The sequence below is a fragment of the Bacillus sp. EB V-12 genome (genome assembly GCF_056158125.1).
On record NZ_JBUXJL010000011.1, the window covers coordinates 101,487 to 120,840 of the forward strand.

Below are 19,354 nucleotides of genomic sequence, written 5' to 3' on the forward strand. Positions count from 1 at the left end.
CTTTCCTCTATGTAAAGTAGGAAAGGTTTTTCTGTATGCTTGTGTGGGAGAATAAATGTATGTCGCAGTTTGTGGCAAATTAAGGATGAGTTCCGTACAATATATACAATTACTGTAGGGAGGTTTACCACATGACAAAAAAACGTCATCTGTTCACATCTGAGTCTGTAACTGAAGGACATCCAGATAAAATTTGTGACCAAATTTCTGATTCAATTTTAGATGCGATCTTATCAAAAGACGCAAATGCACGTGTAGCTTGTGAAACAACTGTAACAACTGGTTTAGTATTGGTAGCGGGGGAAATTACGACTTCTACTTACGTAGATATTCCAAAAATCGTTCGTGAAACAATTCAAGGCATTGGTTACACACGCGCAAAATACGGATTCGATGCAGAAACTTGTGCAGTTTTAACATCTATCGATGAGCAATCTGCTGACATCGCTATGGGTGTTGACCAAGCGCTAGAAGCACGCGAAGGTCAAATGACTGACGCTGAGATTGAGGCAATTGGTGCAGGAGACCAAGGTTTAATGTTTGGTTTCGCATGTAATGAAACACAAGAGTTAATGCCACTTCCAATCTCGCTTGCTCACAAATTAGCTCGCCGTTTAACTGAAGTACGTAAAGATGATACATTATCATACCTACGTCCGGATGGAAAAACGCAAGTTACAGTTGAGTATGATGAAAATGGTAAACCAGTACGTGTTGATACTATCGTAATTTCTACACAACATCACCCAGATGTTACATGGGAAGAAATCGATCGCGACTTAAAAGAGCACGTAATTAAAGCTGTAGTACCAGCAGAATTAATGGATGGAGAAACGAAATTCTTCATTAACCCAACTGGCCGCTTCGTAATTGGTGGACCACAAGGTGATGCTGGTTTAACAGGACGTAAAATCATCGTTGATACTTACGGTGGATACGCTCGCCACGGTGGCGGTGCATTCTCTGGTAAAGATGCAACGAAAGTTGACCGTTCTGCAGCATATGCAGCTCGTTATGTTGCGAAAAACATCGTAGCAGCTGGTCTTGCTGAAAAAGCAGAAGTGCAACTTGCATACGCAATCGGTGTAGCACAACCAGTATCAATTTCAGTTGATACATTCGGCACTGGTAAAGTATCTGAAGACGTACTAGTAGAACTAGTTCGTAACAACTTCGATCTTCGCCCAGCTGGTATTATTAAAATGCTAGACTTACGTCGCCCAATTTACAAACAAACAGCAGCTTACGGCCACTTCGGACGTACTGATGTAGATCTATCATGGGAGCGTACAGACAAAGCAGCAGCTTTAAAAGAGCAAGCTGGTCTATAATATATGAAAAAAAGCTTTGCGCGGTGAGCGCAAAGCTTTTTTTATTTATAATTACGTTGGAATAAAGCGAAGAGTTCAATGTCATGCCAATTGCCATTGCGGAATATAGCTTCTTTACAAGTTCCTTCATGTTGAAAACCGAGTGATTTATATAATTTAATTGCTCTATCGTTAAAAGAAAATACTCGTAAAGAAAGGCGATGTAAATTTAATTCTAAAAATGCATAATCCAATAATAAGGTGAAAGCTTCCTTCCCATAACCTTGCCCCCAGTAATCCTTGTTACCAATATCAATAATACATTCAGCGTTTCGGTTATACGAATCAATATGAATTAAAGAAGTAATACCAATTGAAAGATGCGTAGATTTTTCTTCAATGATATAGCTCTTAGAGTCCGAAGAATGAATAAATTGCTGGCAAAGTTTTTCTGTGTCTTGAAGGGAATATTTATCAAGAGTGAGAGTAGTTGAACTCATAACGTCTATATCATTATGCCATTTATAATATGTTAGAATATCATCTTCGGAAAACTTTCGTAACTGGATACGGTTTGATTTAAACAATGTAAGTCCTCCTTTTGTATTTTCTTTTCACATGATTTACAAAGGATTGGTTTCTTCTGGACATATGTAATCAACCTTTCATTTGACGTGCTTTACCTGCGCAAAAGGCACTACTTAGTAAAAATAGTGTCGCGAATATAATGCTTACTAATGTAGCGTATGGAATTGCGCCTTTTAAGGAAAAGCCGACAGTGATTGAAGCGATGAATAAGAGGATAAATGTTGTTGTTAATTTTTTATAAAGTTCCATACTATGTAGACCTCCAATTTATTTTTTAGTACAAGTTTTAAAATTGAATTCTATTATGTAGAAAATATAAAGAGTAGCTAAAGATGTGTAGTCTAGGAGTATAAGAAAGTGCACTTTCCTTTTTGTGGGTTAGTATACTTATATTGTATCATGGCGCATGATTGGCTTCATACATAATTGTGTAAAGGTATGTATGATAAAATGAAGAAAAGTCTTTAAGAAAGGAAAGATAAAAAATGAGTGTAACTGAACATAAAAAACAAGCTCCAAAAGAAGTGCGTTGCAAGATCGTGACGATTTCCGATACACGTACGGAAGAAACAGATAAGAGCGGACAACTATTACATGAATTGTTAAAAGAAGCGGGACATAAAGTAACTTCTTATGAAATTGTAAAAGATGATAAAGAAAGTATCCAGCAAGCAGTGTTAGCTGGTTATCATAAGGAAGATGTAGATGTTATATTAACAAATGGCGGTACTGGTATTACGAAACGCGATGTCACAATTGAAGCAGTATCAGCGTTATTAGATAAAGAAATTGTTGGATTTGGTGAGCTGTTCCGTATGATTAGTTATTTAGAAGATATCGGAAGCAGCGCAATGTTAAGTAGAGCGATTGGTGGTACAATTGGGCGCAAAGTAGTCTTCTCGATGCCAGGGTCTAGCGGAGCGGTTCGCCTTGCGATGAATAAATTAATTTTACCGGAATTAGGTCATATTACATTTGAGCTGCATCGCCAATGAGTAAGTATGCTGGAATTGTATTAGCAGGTGGTATGTCGAGTAGATTCGGTGAGCCGAAAGCGTTAGCAATTTGGAAGGGAACTACTTTTGTTGAGCATATTGTGAAAGTGATGGGAAATACTTTGCAAGACATTGTAGTAATTAGCCATACTGATATAAAAGAGCGAGTAGAGCAATTCGTACAAGTACCTGTTATAGAAGACATTCCGCACTATAAAGGAAATGGACCGCTTGCCGGCATTGTATCAGGTATGGAATACATAGAAGCAGATTGGTATGCTATTATGCCTTGCGATGCGCCAAATGTTTCGCATGAATGGTTTACCATTTTACTGGAGCAAACGAACAATGAATATGATGCGGTTGTACCTATTATTAATGGAAGAAAACAACCGCTACTTGCGGCGTATCATAACCGCGTGAAAGAAAAGATTTATGCTTTACTTCAGGAAGAAAAAAGAAGTATGGGGCAGCTTTTATCACAATGTAATGTGAAGTATGTTTCTGGAGAAGATGTACAAGCGAATGCTGATTGGTTTATAAATGTAAATACGAAAGAAGAATATGGGCAGGCTCAAAAAGACCTTTCAAATGAATGAAAGGTTTTTTTGATATACAGAATTGGGGAACAATTGCTGTATAAAGGTATGTGAGTAAGTTGATTTTAAGGGGAATTCTTAAAATCATTATACAGTTAAAATACTGTATAACCATATATTAATTTTTATGGGTTTTTATTACAAGTCTGTTTAGTTATGTTTATTTTTGATATAATTAATATAGAAATAAAACAATGCTTAACCTTATGTATCATTTATTAAACTAAAATTTATGACCATGTAATAAACTCCCTTCGTTTTTTTGAAGGGAGTTTTTCTATTTAAGCAAGCAACTCTGATGCGTTATGCTGAAGGACTTCTTCATATTGGTTAAGCAAGCCACGAAAAATCTCATCCCAGCTCTTTGATTTCGCAAAAGATGAAGCTGCTATTCCCATCTGCTCAAGTTTTTCTTCATTTTGTAATAAAAAATAAATGGATGATAGAAATGCATCTTCATTTTTAGGCGGACAAAGAACTCCCGTTTTTCCATCTGTAATAATATTTTTAACCCCGCCACTATTTGCACCAATAACAGGTGTACCGCATGCGAGTGATTCAAGTACGACATTTCCGAATGTTTCAGTAGCTGATGGAAATACCATTATGTTAGAACAAGCATATGCTTCAGCTAAATCTGCACTTTGTAAATAGCCAGTAAAAGTGATATTTGTTTTCGGAACAGCTTCACGTAAACTTGTTGCTAGAGGACCGTCTCCTGCTATAAGCCAATGAATGTCGCTTCGAGTATGTGCTGATTTAACGATAAGATTTTGCAACGTATCAATATCTTTCTCAGGAGCAATCCGTCCAACATAGGAAAGGACGTACTTCGCTGTAATATTATATTTTTTTCGGAATAGGTCTGTATTGTAAGATGGATGAAAGAGATTGCAATCTACACCACGTCCCCAAATAGAGAGGGCCTGAAAGCCTTTATGTTTTAATTGATGTAATGTTTCAGGAGAGGGTACAAAATTTTTTTGCATATGACTATGAAACCATTTTAAATAGTTCCACAGCATATTGGAGAGGAATTCGATTTTGTAATAACGTAAATAGGCATCGAAATCAGTATGATAAGAACCGACAACTGGGATGTTTAACTTTTTTGCATAATACAATCCACAAAGTCCCATGTTGAAAGGTGTGGCAATGTGAATAATGTCAGGTTTAAAGGAAAGTAGTTCCCGTTTAATGCGCGGAGTAGGAAAAGAAAAACGACATTCTGGATATAATATTGTTAACGGGATACTTCTCATCTTATTCACATTCGCTACAAAATTATCTTCAGCTGTATGCTGAGGGGCGAAAACAGAATAGGCGATCTGTTCTTTCTGAAAATATCGTGTTAATCGCTCTAACGTTTTCGCAACCCCGTTAACTTGTGGCGTAAAAGTATCGGTAAAAATGGCGACTCTCATCATATCACTCCTTTATGTGAAAAGTGGGATGAATTGATAAAAAGAGATGATGCCAGAGCAAGTGCCAAGGCACATACCGACGAATACATCTGACGGATAGTGAAGTCCTAAATAAATACGTGAAATACCAACGCATAATGCTAACGGTAATAGGAAAGCAAGTAAGCTTGGATTATAGCAAATAAATGGAATGAAGACAGAGAAAACGGCTGTTGTATGACCAGACGGGAAAGAGTGGTCTTTTAATGGATGGACTGGATATTTTGCATCCTGAATTGTTAAATAAGGACGTTTTCGTGGATACCATCTTTTTAATATTTGTACAGGAATATGGCTAATTGCTAAAGAAATAGCAGTTGCAATTGCAGCTTGATGCAAAGTTCCCTTTGCGAAAATCAAAAAGAAAAGTGTGAGTGCGATGGAGAAAGTCGCGCCACCGATATGAGTAATATTGCTGAAAAAGATATTTAATGTTTTTTGATCAAAGTAGCGATTAATTCCTTTGAAAATGTAACATTCTATTTTATATAATCCACTGACCTTCATGAAAATTCTCCTCCCTCGTTTACATATATATGGAGATATTAGCTTTTATTTTAATAAGATTTTGTTGAGGGAGTAATAATGTTTTGTAAAGAAAAAGTTAGATTTTATATAAAAAAAGCTGCCAATCGTATGGCAGCGGAAATTTACTTCTGTAATGATTTATAATATTGACCTTTTTCAACGTATTGCGTGCGAATACGCTCCATATCTTTACGGTCTTCTGCTGTTAATTCACGAATGACTTTCGCGGGACGACCGAAAGCTAACGTGTTTGGTGGAATTTTCTTTCCTTGTGAAACGAGGCTTCCAGCGCCGATAAAAGCTCCTTCGCCAATTTCAGCACCATCTAATATAATGGATCCCATTCCAATTAAAGCATCTTTTTTAATATGACAACTATGTAAAATAACTTGATGCCCAACTGTAACATCATCTTCTAAGATAAGAGGATACTGAGGGCTTTGGTGGAGTGTACATTGGTCTTGTACATTTACTCGGTCTCCAATGATCGTTGGTGACACATCACCACGGATGACTGTATTAAACCAAATACTTGATTCCTCGCCAACGTAAACATCACCTGTAATCGTAACATAGTCAGCGATAAAAGCACTACTCGCAATTTTCGGTTTTTTTTCTTTGTAAGGATATATCATGTAAAGTCTTCCTTTCCTAGAGACTAGTTTTAGTGTATCAAATTATGAGAAAGAGTGAAATGGAGGAGAGCCGTATGTGGAATTATGAAGCGGAGGAAGCAAAGGCTGTCATTGTTATTGTGCACGGCGCAATGGAATATCACGGACGTTACGAAGCCGTTGCGGAAATGTGGAATCATATCGGCTACCACGTCGTGATGGGGGATCTTCCGTCACATGGAACGACTTCAAGAAATAGAGGACATATTGATTCATTTGATGAATACATAGAGGAAGTTAAACTATGGGTGAAAGAAGCAAGAAAGTATAGGTTACCTATTTTTCTATTCGGTCATAGTATGGGTGGTCTTATTGTCATTCGTATGATGCAAGAAACGAAGAGAGAAGATGTAGAGGGTATTATTTTGAGTTCGCCTTGTTTAGGGGTAGTGACTGGACCCTCTGCTCCGCTTCAACTTGCTTCAAAAATATTAAATGTTGTGGCTCCAAAATTGCAATTTGCAACGAATCTTACGGTGGAAATGTCAACACGTAACCACGAAGTGAGAGATGCAATGGAGAATGATTCTTTGTTCTTGCGCAAAGTATCAGTACGTTGGTATAGTGAATTGATTAAGTCTATCGAAATTGCTCATAAAAAAATAGATGATTTTCCAGATGTTCCGCTCTTGCTAATGCAAGCTTGTGAGGATAAACTTGTAGATAAAACACGTGTCCGCACTTGGTTTGATAATGTTAAAATAAGTGATAAGGCTTTTAAAGAATGGCCGAATTGTTATCACGAGTTATTAAATGAGTATGAGCGAGATGAAATTTTGAGTTATATTCAGTCATTTACTGAAATGCATGTCAATAATATAGTAAAAACAAACAAATAAATCATTATTTGTACATTTAATAGAGGAGATGAAGGAAGAAGTGAACGTACCGAGTAATCCCATAACGCTCATGGCGAAAGTATACCGTGATGTGTTTCCGGTTGTACACCATGAGCTAGCGATGTGGAAAGAGCGTGCCTACCATATTCCGAATGATGAGCTTCATAGTCAGGCAATCGCAAGTATTGAGCATAAAACGTTTCATTGTGAGGGCGGTGGCATTTTAGCTCTGCTAGCAAATGAGCACCGAGAAGAATGTATTCGTTTTATCGTAGCGTATCAAACGATCAGCGACTATTTAGATAATTTATGTGATCGCAGTACATCACTTGATCCAAATGATTTTGCCGCACTGCATGAATCGATGTTAATGGCATTATCACCTGAAGTAGAAGGTGGCGGTAATTATTATCGTTATCGTGATGATCAAGATGATGGTGGTTATTTAGATGAACTTGTTGAAACATGCCAAGATGTTTTAAAGAAAACGAAGCACTATGACAAAATTGCTCCTGTTCTTCATGAACTTGCTTGTTATTATTGTGATTTGCAAATTCATAAACACGTGAAATTAGAAGAAAGAGAGCCGCGCCTGAAAAATTGGTTTGAAGCACATAAAGAAAACTTACCTGAGATGAGTTGGTTTGAATTTTCAGCATGTGCCGGTTCTACACTTGGAATTTTCTGTCTTGTCGCATATGCATTTCATGATGAGTTACATGATGAAGATATTGCGAAAATTAGACAAGGGTACTTCCCTTACGTACAAGGACTTCATATCTTACTTGATTATTTCATTGATCAAGAAGAAGACCGTATAGGCGGAGATTTGAATTTCTGTAGTTATTACGAAAACGAGCAAGCGATATTAGATCGGATGAAACACTTTGTAGAAGAAGCGGAGAAGAGCATTGGTGATTTGCCTCATGCGAAGTTTCATCGTCTCATAAGCCGAGGGTTACTTGGTATTTATTTATCAGATCAAAAAGTATCAGCACAAAAGAATATGCACAAAATGGCACGGCGCATTGTAAAGTACGGAGGCCTCACTTCACGCTTCTTCTATTGGAACGGGAAGATGTACCGAAAAAAAACAGCGCAGTGATGAAGAAAACCACTCATGTAGAGTGGTTTTCTTTTCATTATGATCGTATTTTTGAAAATACATATATAAGAAGTTCAATCGCAAAAATCACTAAAACAGATAGCCCGAATAAAGGCATGACAGCGCCTAGTATAACCATCATGATAAAGAAAACGATTATGCTTTTCTTATCTCTTTGCTTTGGTGGTGCTGCTAATTTTCCTTTCGGCTTCCTTGCTAACCACATTTTTATTCCGTAATAAATGAGAAGTAGTAGAGATAATGTCGTTAGTAAGCATAATATTTTATTTGGCCATCCGAATAAATGTCCTTCATGAAGTGGGATACCGTAAGTGAACCATTGTGCAAGTAATCCATAATCACGATAGTCCGTTTTGGAAATGAGTTCCCCGCTATATTGGTCAAAGTAAGCTGTTATCTCTTCATTTGGTGCAACATGCATACCTGTAATACCAGAACCGCTCGATTTCGAAACAGTGAATACACCTTTTGGATCAGCTGGTAGTGAAATAACATATGGCTTCTTTATTTCAATTCCTTTTTGTAATTCATGGACAGAAATTGCTTTCGGTTCATTTGAATTCGATTCAGGAGGAGCTTCTTTTCTTGTTGCCCACGGCAATTCTTTTACCTTTGATTCAGGCGGTGCCATGTACAATTTTGGATATCCGAGTGATTCATTTGACGATGCAATTTTATAAATTTGGTTCCCCATAAATCCTGACCATGGCAATCCAGATGCGACTAGCAGAAAGAGAGGAATTGTAAATATAATACCGATAATAGAATGACGTCTTTTTGCTTTTTCTCGCTTATTGGATGATGGTGTGTTTTTGAATTGGCGTATACTCATGTACAATCCGGTTATGATTAAAAAGATTGTCCAGCATGCCGCAAGCTCCACAGTATAGTTTACGATAGTGCCGCCAACTAAAAGAGAACTATGTAATTCCCTCATTATATTGGCAAACGTTTCACTTGCATTTTGATCCCCAACAATTTGATTATTGCTGTCTAAATACACATATTTTTGTTGCCCAGTATACTCATTTGCAATGGTAAGTCTCGTATTATAATCCCCATTAAACTCACTAATTTTCGCCACGCTATAATGTGGATATTTTTTCTCTGTTAAGGAAATAGAATCAGACATCGAAATAGATTCTGTTTGAGCACTCTTCCCAAAATATAAATCTTTATAGATGAAATCTTCAACTTCCTCCCGAAATAAATACCCAATTCCGCTCAGTGACAACGTAATAAGAAGCGGCGTAATAAAAAGCCCAGCATAAAAATGCCAACGCCAAAAAATGTAATGAAGCGAACGATTTACTTTCATACTTTCAGTTCCCCTAACCTTCCCTATATGAATAACTACTTATTTAATATAGCGAGATTAAGTGTGATTACTTTGAAAGAATTGTGAAGAAAGTTAAAAGTTTGTGGGATTTTTATTAAACATAAAACACATTTTAGAAGGAGTGTTTTCTATGTTTATGAAGATCTCTTTATATTTGATAAGTACATCCTAACAACCGCTTTCGCAAGACATTGAGAAGAATCAACAAAATTCTCACTAGCCACAACATTCAAATCAGTACATGCGATAATTGCGGTATCTACTTCATCCTTCAACTGCACAACGAGCGCGCTCCATAATTTGCGAGCTTTTTCAACTTCTCCGCTTTTAATATACGTAATAATTTGATTAATCATCGTTTGCCATTTTTCATAATGAATGTATTCTATATTCCGTTTTGCAATCCCGTCTTGATAAATACCAGCTTGAACTGTCGCTTCTGTTGCGAGAAGAGCGACTCTTTTTGTATTTTTAGGAATTGCTTGTAACGTCTCATTGACTATATTTAAAATCGGAATGGACAGAGAATGCTGTAATTCCTCGAAATAAAGATGCGCCGTATTGCACGGCATAGCGATAAAGCTTACGCCAGTACTTTCAAGTTTTTGTGCTCCTTCAATAATCGCTTTTTTCATCGTTTCGTGATCAATAGGCCGATCCATGTAAAACGGTGTTGGGCACGAATAAATCATCATATGAGGAAAGTCCATATCATGCTTTGCTCCGTATATTGTTTGGCACATTGCTACAACTGTATCGACAAATGGTCCAGTTGATTTTGGTCCCATTCCTGCTAGTATTCCAATCATTGTTTCGTCTCCTTTAAGAATGTTTACATCCATTATATAGGAGAATAAAAAAAGACGTGCAGTGAGTGCACGTCTTTTTTTGTTATGTTTTGTCGAACAATCGATATATCCGAGAAATCGTTGATATATTGTAAGTTATGATAGATATATCGAAAAAATCGTTGATATATCCCGAGTTACGATAGATATAATTGAAAAATCGTTGATATATTACCGCTTCTCAATCGCCACAATAAATGGCGGATTATTTTGCTGGTTAATAAAGCTATATCGCAGTACGTGTGCTTGTTTTTGGTCTAGTTCTTCGGCAAATTTAAGTACAGCGTCGCGTTCTACTTGTCCTTCTGGATGTCCGTGGTAAATGACAAGGACGATGATACCTTCAGGCGCCATTACTTCTAATAATTGCTCGATCGCCGAGATTGTTGAGTTCGGTTTTGTGACGATATGTTTGTCTCCGCCAGGAAGGTAACCTAAGTTGAAAATTGCACCTGTTACTTTTCCTTTTGCATCTCCTGGTAATATGGATAGAAGTGTATCGTGACTATCGTGAACTAAAACAGTACGTTCGAAAAGTTTTTTTTCTTTTAGACGAGTTGTTGAGCTTTCAATCGCCTCTTTTTGAATATCAAATCCAAATACTTTTCCGTTATTTCCAACGATTTCAGCTAGGAAGCAAGTGTCATGCCCGTTTCCTAAAGTTGCATCTACAGCGTAATCGCCTTCTTTTACTGCCGTTTGCAGCAGCGTGCGAGCAAACGGTAATACCCGTTCTAATTTCATTTTTGTTTCTCCTCATTTGCATATTTTCCTTGCCAGCTTCCGCGGCGTACAAATTCTGCATCGATGGAATTTAAAACTTCCCATTTATTTAAGCTCCACATTGGGCCAATCATTAAATCAGGCGGACCGTCACCTGTGATGCGGTGCACAATTACGTCTTCTGGAATAATTTCAAGTTGGTCAACAACGAGGCTTACGTAATCCTCAAGAGAAAGGAATTCGAGTTGTCCTTTTTCATATTGCTTCACCATTGGCGTTCCTTTTAATAAATGAAGTAAGTGGATTTTAATTCCTTGTACGTCAAGTTTCGCTACTTCACGAGCTGTTTCCATCATCATGTCGTAATCTTCAAGAGGAAGACCGTTAATAATATGAGAGCAAACTCGAATGCCATGCTTACGTAATTTATTTACACCTTCAACGTAAGAAGGATAATCATGAGCGCGATTAATAAGGTTTGCAGTACGTTCATGAACGGTCTGTAGTCCGAGTTCAACCCAAAGGTACGTGCGTTTATTTAAGTCCGCTAAATATTCAACAACATCGTCCGGTAAACAATCTGGACGAGTTGCGATAGAAAGACCGACAACGTCTTTTTCTGCTAGAAGCGGTTCGAATTTTTCTTTTAACACTTCAAGTGGTGCATGTGTATTTGTGTACGCTTGGAAATAAGCGATACATTTTCCGTCTTTCCACTTTGAGCGCATTTTTTCTTTCATTTCATGATATTGCGTTATAACATCATCGCGGCGATCGCCAGCGAAGTCACCAGATCCAGCAGCACTGCAAAATGTACAACCGCCATAAGCAACTGTACCGTCACGGTTCGGACAATCGAAGCCAGCATCTAATGAAACTTTAAAGATTTTTTCACCAAATTCATTTCGTAAATGGTAATTCCATGTATGATAACGTTTATTGTCGTTTGTATATGGAAAAGGGTTTTGAACCTTCATTACTTTCCCTCCTAAGCCGAGTCAAAATAACACAAAATCCATTATAACATACTCATAAGGTTCATAAGGAAGGGACAAACTAAAGGGGAATTGAAGCAAGGAGGGACAATTATGGCAGAGCGTCAATCACTTGAATCGTATATTACACAAGCGGAACAAGCGGTGGAATATGCGAAAGAACAATTAGAACAAGGCATGAGACAAGAGCATTATAATACGATGGAGTATTCGGATGCGCAGTTGCAATTAGAACAAGCATATAACGATTTACAAACGATGCAACAACATGCGAATGATGAGCAACGTGAGCAGTTAAATAGAGCGCGTATGGCAATTCGCCAATTGCAACATCAAATGATTATTACACCGCACTAATAAGGAGTGAATGTAATGGCGAAACGTTCAGATCAAAATAACCCAGAACAAAAAACACAAAATGGACATAACGCTGAATTTTCGAATGAACTTGATCCGATTGTTCAAGTGAAACAGCGTAACAGTAAAAAAGGACAACCTCAAAGATCAAAGCAATCAGAGTAAACCAGGTCGCAATATGACCTGGTTTTGTTTTGTTATATGACAATAATGTAAGATTCCTGTAAGGTTTGCCGATAGTTGTAAGCTTACTTTTCCAGTAGAGTAAGGGAGGATTAAATTTTGGACAAGGAGCTGCTTTATGGGGAACAATATTACAAACAAACGAATTGATGAGTTAGATTACATTCGTGGCTTCGCATTACTGGGGATTATTTTAGTAAATATTTTAGCACTACTTCATATTAAAACTCCAGATCCTAATACAGTAGATGCTAGCTATCAAAGGTTTCTATACTTATTTGTAGAAGGTCGTTTCTTCTCGATTTTCTCATTCTTATTTGGAGTGGGATTCTATATCTTCATTACAAGAGCGATTGCGAAAGGGAAAAATGGATATGTTCTATTTTTCCGCCGCGTAGTTGCATTATTTATTTTTGGTTTGATTCATTACATGTTTCAGCCTGGAGAAGCACTAGCGTTATACGCAATTTGCGGATTAATCGTTTTACCGTTTTATAAAGCGAAAAAACAAGTGAACTTAGTAATTGGTCTTATTTTGACAATAGCCTTTAGTGTAATGGGTGTTAAAGAACTATTACCACTTGGTTTAATTTTATTAGGTCTTGCTGCAGGACAATATCGTGTATTTGAAAATCTTTCAAAAAACATAAAGCAAGTCGCTATTTTTACAGGCATTATGTTTGTTTTAAGTGTGGCAGCTGTATGGTATCAATATGGACACGTGCCTGCTGACCCATTTGTAAATATGATATTGATGAATGAAGACGGAACAATGGATTCTGCAAGCCATTTTCTGAAAATTGGTATTACTGTTGGACCAATTATTTCAGCTTTCTATGTAGGAGCATTAATTTTATTACTTCAGTTAAAACCAGTTCAAACATTATTAGCACCATTGAAATACTACGGTCGTATGGCTTTAACAAATTATATCGGACAAACGGCAATGATTTTAATTGCCGGTAGTGTATTTAACTTTGCAGGTAACTTAACATACATGCAGACGCTATATGTATGTATCGCAATTTATGCAATTCAAATTGTGTTTAGTGTAATTTGGATGAAAATCTTTAAAATGGGTCCATTAGAATGGATTTGGCGTGTTATTACGTACTGGACGGTAACACCTTTAAAGAAATAAAGAGAGAAGTGGGCTGTTCTTTTTGTGGAACAGCCTATTTTTATTTTCAGCTTTTGTAGTTGCGCCGATATATTTTGAAAATCGCCGATATAATTTCATTTACCGATTTACTATGCCGAAATGTGAACTAGTATTAACAGCCAAGCTTACAAGTACACCTTTTTTATATTACAAAAGTGTAAGGTAAATGTAATGTTAACAAATAGCAGTTCACTTCCAAAAGGCGCAAAATAGGTAATGGAAAAACAAGCGTAGGAGGATATATATGACGAAACCAGTTGTAGACGTGAAAAACGTTCAAAAAGTGTACGGTAAAAAAGGTGAGAACCAATCACACGCGTTAAAAGGTGTGTCATTCTCAATTCAAGAGGGTGAGTTTGTTGGAATTATGGGACCATCTGGTTCTGGTAAAACGACATTATTAAATGTAATTTCAACGTTAGATAAAGCAACGGGCGGCGTTGTTGAAATTGCAGGAACGGATATTACAAAAATGAAACAAGGTGAGCTTTCTGATTTCCGTTCACAAAAGTTAGGATTCATCTTCCAAGACTTTAACTTATTAGAGAACTTATCTATTTATGAAAACATTGCACTTCCACTCTCTCTTCAAGGTGTTCCATCACGTAACATTGGACCAAAAGTCGAGAAAGTAGCGGATATGTTAGGAATTACAGAAATACTTCAAAAGTACCCATCTGAAGTATCTGGTGGGCAAAAGCAACGTTCGGCAGCAGCGCGTGCTTTAGTGCATGAGCCGGCAATTATTTTAGGGGACGAGCCAACAGGAGCGCTTGATTCTAAAAATGCAACGAGTTTACTTGATGCGATGACAAACTTAAATAAAGATCAAGGCGTATCTATTATGATGGTTACACATGATCCATACAGTGCAAGTTACTGTCAGCGTATTTTATTCATTCAAGATGGTGAGCTATATAAAGAAATTCACCGCGGCGGTACACGTGAAGAGTTTTATAAAGAAATTTTAGATGTGCTTGCGGACTTAGGCACACAAAAAGCGTAAGAAAGGAGGTTCTAGAGCATGTTATTCAAACTTTCCATGTCAGGACTAAAGAGTAAGCTAAAAGATTATATCGTCTTACTTGTTGGTCTTGTCATGTCCATTTCAATTTTTTATATGTTCCAAACATTAGCGTTAAACGAGGCCTTCCTTAAGGAAAATTCTACTATTGGTCAAATTGGATTTGTATTCCAAGCAGGTTCATTTTTACTAGCTATTATAACGTTCTTCTATATTTTGTATGCGAACTCTTTCTTACTATCTCTTCGTCAAAAAGAGTTTGGTATGTATATGATGTTAGGAGCAAAAAAGCATAAAGTTACATTACTTATGTTTATTGAGACAATTGTATTAGGCGCCGCGTCTCTTGCAATTGGAATTGCAGTTGGTGTAGGACTTGCAGAAGGTATCGGTCAATTATTAATGAAACAATTAGAATTTGCTGGTGAAGGCTATAAAGCATTTTACCTGCCATCTATGACTGTTACGTGCATCTTCTTCTTTGCACTATTTGTATTATCGGCAATTATGAACAGTATTAAATTATCACGTATTTCTGTCCTGCAACTTGTACATGCAGACGCACAAACAGAACGTGTTGCAGTAAAAGGAAAAATGACAGGTGTAGTTGCATTCCTTGCGGTTATTTTATTAGGAATGGGCTATGCATCAATGATTTACATGGAAAAACTAAGAGAAATGGGAATCATTATTGCATTAATTACAACGACAGCTGGTACTTACATGCTGTTTGGATCACTTCTCCCGGTCTTTATTAAAAAGTTAAAGAGTAATAAAAAGCGTAGTGAAAAAGGACTTAACGCTTTTACATTTGCACAATTAAACTTCCGTATTAATAGCTTAACGAAAGTACTTGCGACAGTAGCGATGTTAGTTGCTCTTGGAGCAGGTGCAATTTCAGGTGGTATGGCGTTTAAAAATAACGCTATCAAACTGTCTGAGGGTTTAGTAATCTATGACTCAGTTGTTCATAATCCTACAGCTGAAGAAAAGAAAATTTTAGACGGTATTACATTTAAAGAAAAAAATGAATATCGCTACAAAGTTGATGATAAATACGTTTATTATGTAAAAGAAGATTTAGAAAAAAATCGTCCTTTCGTAAAAGATATGACAAATATGAAGTCGATGAAGGATTTAGTGAATACAAAGAAGGTTTCACAGGAGCTACCAGTAGGTGCAGTTTCTAGAGAAATGAATGAAAAAGATGCGAACGCTAAAGAACTTCCAGAAGAATGGGTTGATGCTTTTAGCACAATTCATCCGTATTATATATATGAAGATCATGCAATTAAAATTGTAGATCAAAAAATGTACGATGGGATAAATGGTAAAGAAGGTATAGCATTTATCGGAAAAGCAGATGATTTCTTAGCATATACAAAAGAATGGAAAAAACTTGACGAGTTGCAGCTAGATAAATATAAAAATGTAAAAGCTGAAAGATTAAATAGTAAATATCAAACTTACGACATGTTATACGGCGTTGCGAGTGGAACAGTATTTATGGGATTCTTCCTTGGAATTGCGTTCTTAGCAATGATGGCAAGCTGTCTTATGTTTAAAATTCTTTCTGGTGCATCAAAAGATATTACGCGTTATCAAATGCTCCGTAAAATCGGTGTGCGCCGTGAGTTATTAACAAAATCAATTTATAAAGAGTTATTCTTAGTATTCTTATTCCCAGCAATTGTGGGTATCGCTCACGTATTAGTTGGTATGAATATTTTCGGATTTATTTTAATCGATCCGTACTTCCGTATTTGGGTACCAATCGTAATTTTCGTAGTTATTTATGCGATTTATTACTTCATTACAGTTCAATTGTATAAAGGAATTGTTCTTCCGAAAGAAGATTAATAATAAAAACCGAGCAAAAACGCTCGGTTTTTATTATTTTCAGAAAAAACACTTTAATGTTACTGAAATATATAATATAATGCAAGTAAGTAACGTAATATAAAAGTAGAAGTAGCTGTATAAGGAAAGGAGGAATCCAATCTGTAGAAAGAAGCTGAACTTTTATCCCCACATTTTTTACCGCAACGTATTTATACAATCGTAAGTTTCCACATTGAAAGTTTTCAGAACCACCTGAGTATATTGTGAAAATAATGGATAACACATGGAAATCTCATAGCATGATAAGGTAAAATGGACAACATAATGAGAAAATTACCGTTCATAAGATGAGGAGAATACATGTATGGAAGTTGTAGAGGCATTAAAAGATATAAGCCAAATTGAGGCTATGAAAAAATATTTAAAAGAGCACTCCCAGCGAGATTATCTTTTATTTGTTATTGGAATTAACACAGGATTAAAAATTACAGAACTACTTAGCATGAAATTTGAAGATGTATTAAATGAAGATGGGACTGTTAAAGAGTTTTATACTCTTCCTGTGAAAGATGAAAAATTTAAACAAGATATTTATTTAAATACAAAAGTAAAAGAAGCGCTTTTAGATTACGTACAATCTATTGGCGTTAAAAGAGAAAATTACGTATTTCAATCTAATAAAACGCCAAATTCAATTACGCGCCAACAAGCGTATCGTGTAATTCATAATGCTGCAGAAGCAGTTGGAGTTGTTGGTAAGATCGGAACGAATTCAATGCGAAAAACGTTCGGATTTCATGCGTACAAAAGAGGGATAGCGATTGCGCTGTTGCAAAAACATTTTCATCACGCGACTCCATCAGAGACGCTAAAGTATTTAGGTATTTCAAAGGATGAGACCTTTAAAACGGAGATTGATGTCGATTTATAAAAGCCGTAACTAAAAAAATTAGGAGGCGGAAAATATGAATATTAGAGAGAGTGAACTGCCGGGTATTGGATGTAAGTTTGAAGTGATTACAAAAGGTAATGAAAAGATGGTTATCGTTATTCATGATGATGGCCGAAGAGAAATGTACCATTTTGATGCTGATCATGAGGAGAGTATTTCAAGCGTCTCGCTTCGTGATTCCGAAGCGAGACAAATTGCAGCTATATTGGGCGGAATGGTATATAGACCACAAGCTTTAGATACGATTGAAATGGCCTTTGAAGGATTATCAATTGAGTGGTTTAAGGTGGAAAATAATGCACCAGTCGTACAAAAAACAATTGGTAGTTTACATGTCCGAAACACATATAACGTAACGATTATTGCCATTTTGAAAAAGAATATGAAGAAGTTCTTTAATCCAGGCCCAGATTCTATCATTGAAGCTGGCGATATGCTCGTACTATCAGGCGAAAGACATGAAGTAAAAAGAATTATTAATGAGTTGCTTTCAGTAGGAGGGGATTCATAATCGATGGATACTTTAATCTTTGAAGTTGGGACTGCGTTAGTATTAGTCGCTTTTGCAGCTATTCTCGCTGCAAAGTTAAAGTTCTCGATTATTCCGTTTCTCATTATACTCGGTATGCTAGTGGGGCCACATGCGCCAGATTTAGGGCTTATCGATTTAAGATTTATTGAAAGCGGAGAAGTTATTTCCTTCCTCGGCCGTGTTGGCGTTATATTCCTCTTATTCTATTTAGGCTTAGAATTCTCAATTAAAAAATTAATTAAATCAGGAAAATCAATTGCCTTTGGGGGAACTGTTCATATATCGCTTAATTTTATATTAGGTTTAATTTACGGATATATAATGGGTTTCCCCTTATTAGAAACATTAATTATTGCTGGGATTATAACAATTTCATCGAGTGCAATTGTTGCGAAAGTAATTGTTGATTTAAGAAGATCTGGTAATAAAGAGACGGAGCTAATTTTAGGAATCATTATGTTTGATGATATCTTTTTAGCCGTATATTTATCAGTCGTTTCAGGATTAGTACTCGGAGGGGCAACGTCACTTGTAGGGGCTCTTACATCTATTTTAATCGCAGTAGGGTATATGCTACTATTCTTTGTAGTTGCTAGAAAAGCTACACGATTTTTAAATAAAATGTTAGATATTTCGTCCAATGAAATTTTTATTATCGTAATATTCGCTATTTTGTTCTTTGTAGCAGGATTTTCAGAAACGATTCATGTCGCGGAGGCGATTGGAGCATTATTATTGGGGCTCGTCTTTTCTGAAACAGAGCATAGTGATCGAATTGAACAGCTCGTTGTTCCGTTTCGTGATTTCTTTGGAGCTATATTCTTTTTCAGCTTCGGTTTAAGTATAGACCCATTTTCACTTGGAGGAGCAGTGTGGTTGGCATTAGGAGCAGTTTTCATTACTCTGATCGGTAATTTTACTGCTGGAATGGTTGCGGGGCGTAAAGCTGGGTTATCGCATAAGGCTTCTACGAATATCGGTTTAACACTTGTATCACGCGGAGAATTTTCCATTATCGTCGCGAATATTGGAATCGCGGGCGGCTTAATGGCAGCGATTAAACCGTTCTCCGCTTTATATGTTTTAATATTGGCATCGTTAGGACCATTATTAACGAAAGAGTCTGGGAGAATATACTCGCTACTAGATAAGGTGTTTAAATGGAGTGCTAAAGAACGTGCGAAGCGAGAAAAGGAAGTTGGATAGTATAAAGAGGCTGCATGAAGTTCATGCAGCCTCTTTATACATTGTTACTGTTGTCATTTTTTGTCGGTA

Annotated in this window: 22 protein-coding genes; 13 read left to right on the forward strand and 9 right to left on the reverse strand. The window is 36.6% G+C overall.

The features are described 5' to 3' along the window. The first annotated feature begins 131 nt into the window (after nt 1–131). Nucleotides 132–1,331 (forward strand): methionine adenosyltransferase, encoded by a 1,200-nt coding sequence (gene metK, locus ACZDYH_RS25380; RefSeq protein ID WP_000163123.1) that lies wholly within the window; start codon nt 132–134, stop codon nt 1,329–1,331. Nucleotides 1,332–1,372: 41 nt separating this feature from the next. Here metK and ACZDYH_RS25385 read toward each other — a convergent pair whose 3' ends face one another. Then, nucleotides 1,373–1,897 (reverse strand): GNAT family N-acetyltransferase, encoded by a 525-nt coding sequence (locus ACZDYH_RS25385; protein ID WP_149149958.1) that lies wholly within the window; start codon nt 1,895–1,897, stop codon nt 1,373–1,375. A 70-nt stretch (nt 1,898–1,967) separates the two neighbouring features. Then, nucleotides 1,968–2,147: a hypothetical protein gene (locus ACZDYH_RS25390; RefSeq protein ID WP_000424797.1), complete on the reverse strand. Its 180-nt coding sequence runs from the start codon at nt 2,145–2,147 to the stop codon at nt 1,968–1,970. A gap of 236 nt (nt 2,148–2,383) precedes the next feature. Between ACZDYH_RS25390 and ACZDYH_RS25395 the strand changes: the two genes are divergently transcribed. Next, nucleotides 2,384–2,893: a MogA/MoaB family molybdenum cofactor biosynthesis protein gene (locus tag ACZDYH_RS25395; RefSeq protein WP_000117123.1), complete on the forward strand. Its 510-nt coding sequence runs from the start codon at nt 2,384–2,386 to the stop codon at nt 2,891–2,893. Further along, nucleotides 2,890–3,492: a molybdenum cofactor guanylyltransferase gene (locus tag ACZDYH_RS25400; protein WP_000049595.1), complete on the forward strand. Its 603-nt coding sequence runs from the start codon at nt 2,890–2,892 to the stop codon at nt 3,490–3,492. The genes ACZDYH_RS25395 and ACZDYH_RS25400 overlap by 4 nt, the downstream gene beginning before the upstream one ends. A gap of 281 nt (nt 3,493–3,773) precedes the next feature. Here the strand turns inward: ACZDYH_RS25400 and ACZDYH_RS25405 are convergent, their stop codons facing one another. The 3 genes from ACZDYH_RS25405 to ACZDYH_RS25415 form a co-directional block, all read right to left on the reverse strand. Then, on the reverse strand, nt 3,774–4,916 hold the full coding sequence (locus ACZDYH_RS25405) for a glycosyltransferase family 4 protein (protein WP_001261646.1): 1,143 nt from the start codon (nt 4,914–4,916) through the stop codon (nt 3,774–3,776). Between the two features lie 12 nt (nt 4,917–4,928). Further along, the gene (locus ACZDYH_RS25410) at nt 4,929–5,462 is read right to left on the reverse strand and encodes a phosphatase PAP2 family protein (RefSeq protein WP_000868582.1); all 534 of its coding nucleotides are present in this window, start codon (nt 5,460–5,462) and stop codon (nt 4,929–4,931) included. A gap of 143 nt (nt 5,463–5,605) precedes the next feature. Next, on the reverse strand, nt 5,606–6,118 hold the full coding sequence (locus ACZDYH_RS25415; protein WP_000640188.1) for a gamma carbonic anhydrase: 513 nt from the start codon (nt 6,116–6,118) through the stop codon (nt 5,606–5,608). A 74-nt stretch (nt 6,119–6,192) separates the two neighbouring features. Here ACZDYH_RS25415 and ACZDYH_RS25420 point away from each other — a divergent pair, with 74 nt between their 5' ends. Continuing rightward, nucleotides 6,193–6,996 carry an alpha/beta hydrolase gene (locus tag ACZDYH_RS25420; protein ID WP_044307041.1) on the forward strand — a complete coding sequence of 268 codons (804 nt, stop codon included), beginning with the start codon at nt 6,193–6,195 and terminating at the stop codon, nt 6,994–6,996. A gap of 40 nt (nt 6,997–7,036) precedes the next feature. After that, nucleotides 7,037–8,101: a tetraprenyl-beta-curcumene synthase family protein gene (locus tag ACZDYH_RS25425; RefSeq protein ID WP_001102461.1), complete on the forward strand. Its 1,065-nt coding sequence runs from the start codon at nt 7,037–7,039 to the stop codon at nt 8,099–8,101. A gap of 37 nt (nt 8,102–8,138) precedes the next feature. On the opposite strand, the gene ACZDYH_RS25430 is transcribed toward ACZDYH_RS25425, so the two are convergent. The 4 genes from ACZDYH_RS25430 to mnmL form a co-directional block, all read right to left on the reverse strand. Continuing rightward, the gene (locus ACZDYH_RS25430) at nt 8,139–9,440 is read right to left on the reverse strand and encodes a PepSY-associated TM helix domain-containing protein (RefSeq protein ID WP_000867823.1); all 1,302 of its coding nucleotides are present in this window, start codon (nt 9,438–9,440) and stop codon (nt 8,139–8,141) included. Nucleotides 9,441–9,595: 155 nt separating this feature from the next. Further along, nucleotides 9,596–10,270 (reverse strand): aspartate/glutamate racemase family protein, encoded by a 675-nt coding sequence (locus tag ACZDYH_RS25435; protein ID WP_006924860.1) that lies wholly within the window; start codon nt 10,268–10,270, stop codon nt 9,596–9,598. Nucleotides 10,271–10,480: 210 nt separating this feature from the next. Continuing rightward, nucleotides 10,481–11,053 (reverse strand): tRNA 5-(aminomethyl)-2-thiouridylate-methyltransferase MnmM, encoded by a 573-nt coding sequence (mnmM, locus tag ACZDYH_RS25440; protein ID WP_197324049.1) that lies wholly within the window; start codon nt 11,051–11,053, stop codon nt 10,481–10,483. Then, nucleotides 11,050–12,009, reverse strand: a complete 960-nt coding sequence (gene mnmL, locus ACZDYH_RS25445) for a tRNA modification radical SAM protein MnmL/YtqA (RefSeq protein ID WP_000868033.1) — start codon at nt 12,007–12,009, stop codon at nt 11,050–11,052. The genes mnmM and mnmL overlap by 4 nt, the downstream gene beginning before the upstream one ends. Before the next feature lie 111 nt (nt 12,010–12,120). On the opposite strand from mnmL, the gene ACZDYH_RS25450 reads away from it, so the two are divergent. The 8 genes from ACZDYH_RS25450 to ACZDYH_RS25485 all read left to right on the forward strand — a co-directional run bounded on the left by ACZDYH_RS25450 (nt 12,121) and on the right by ACZDYH_RS25485 (nt 19,285). Further along, nucleotides 12,121–12,384 (forward strand): YtzC family protein, encoded by a 264-nt coding sequence (locus ACZDYH_RS25450; protein WP_000840871.1) that lies wholly within the window; start codon nt 12,121–12,123, stop codon nt 12,382–12,384. Nucleotides 12,385–12,399: 15 nt separating this feature from the next. After that, nucleotides 12,400–12,549: a hypothetical protein gene (locus ACZDYH_RS25455; protein ID WP_001129341.1), complete on the forward strand. Its 150-nt coding sequence runs from the start codon at nt 12,400–12,402 to the stop codon at nt 12,547–12,549. Nucleotides 12,550–12,685: 136 nt separating this feature from the next. Further along, the gene (locus tag ACZDYH_RS25460; RefSeq protein ID WP_474887442.1) at nt 12,686–13,708 is read left to right on the forward strand and encodes a DUF418 domain-containing protein; all 1,023 of its coding nucleotides are present in this window, start codon (nt 12,686–12,688) and stop codon (nt 13,706–13,708) included. Between the two features lie 265 nt (nt 13,709–13,973). Continuing rightward, entirely contained in the window at nt 13,974–14,735 is a 762-nt protein-coding gene (locus ACZDYH_RS25465) for an ABC transporter ATP-binding protein (protein WP_000165844.1), read from the forward strand. 18 nt (nt 14,736–14,753) lie between these two features. Then, nucleotides 14,754–16,613 carry an FtsX-like permease family protein gene (locus tag ACZDYH_RS25470; protein WP_006924867.1) on the forward strand — a complete coding sequence of 620 codons (1,860 nt, stop codon included), beginning with the start codon at nt 14,754–14,756 and terminating at the stop codon, nt 16,611–16,613. 346 nt (nt 16,614–16,959) lie between these two features. Continuing rightward, nucleotides 16,960–17,526, forward strand: a complete 567-nt coding sequence (locus tag ACZDYH_RS25475; protein WP_000454210.1) for a tyrosine-type recombinase/integrase — start codon at nt 16,960–16,962, stop codon at nt 17,524–17,526. 34 nt (nt 17,527–17,560) lie between these two features. After that, the gene (locus ACZDYH_RS25480) at nt 17,561–18,058 is read left to right on the forward strand and encodes a cation:proton antiporter regulatory subunit (protein WP_001026053.1); all 498 of its coding nucleotides are present in this window, start codon (nt 17,561–17,563) and stop codon (nt 18,056–18,058) included. A gap of 3 nt (nt 18,059–18,061) precedes the next feature. Beyond that, nucleotides 18,062–19,285, forward strand: a complete 1,224-nt coding sequence (locus ACZDYH_RS25485; RefSeq protein WP_000380167.1) for a cation:proton antiporter — start codon at nt 18,062–18,064, stop codon at nt 19,283–19,285. Nucleotides 19,286–19,354 lie beyond the last annotated feature (69 nt).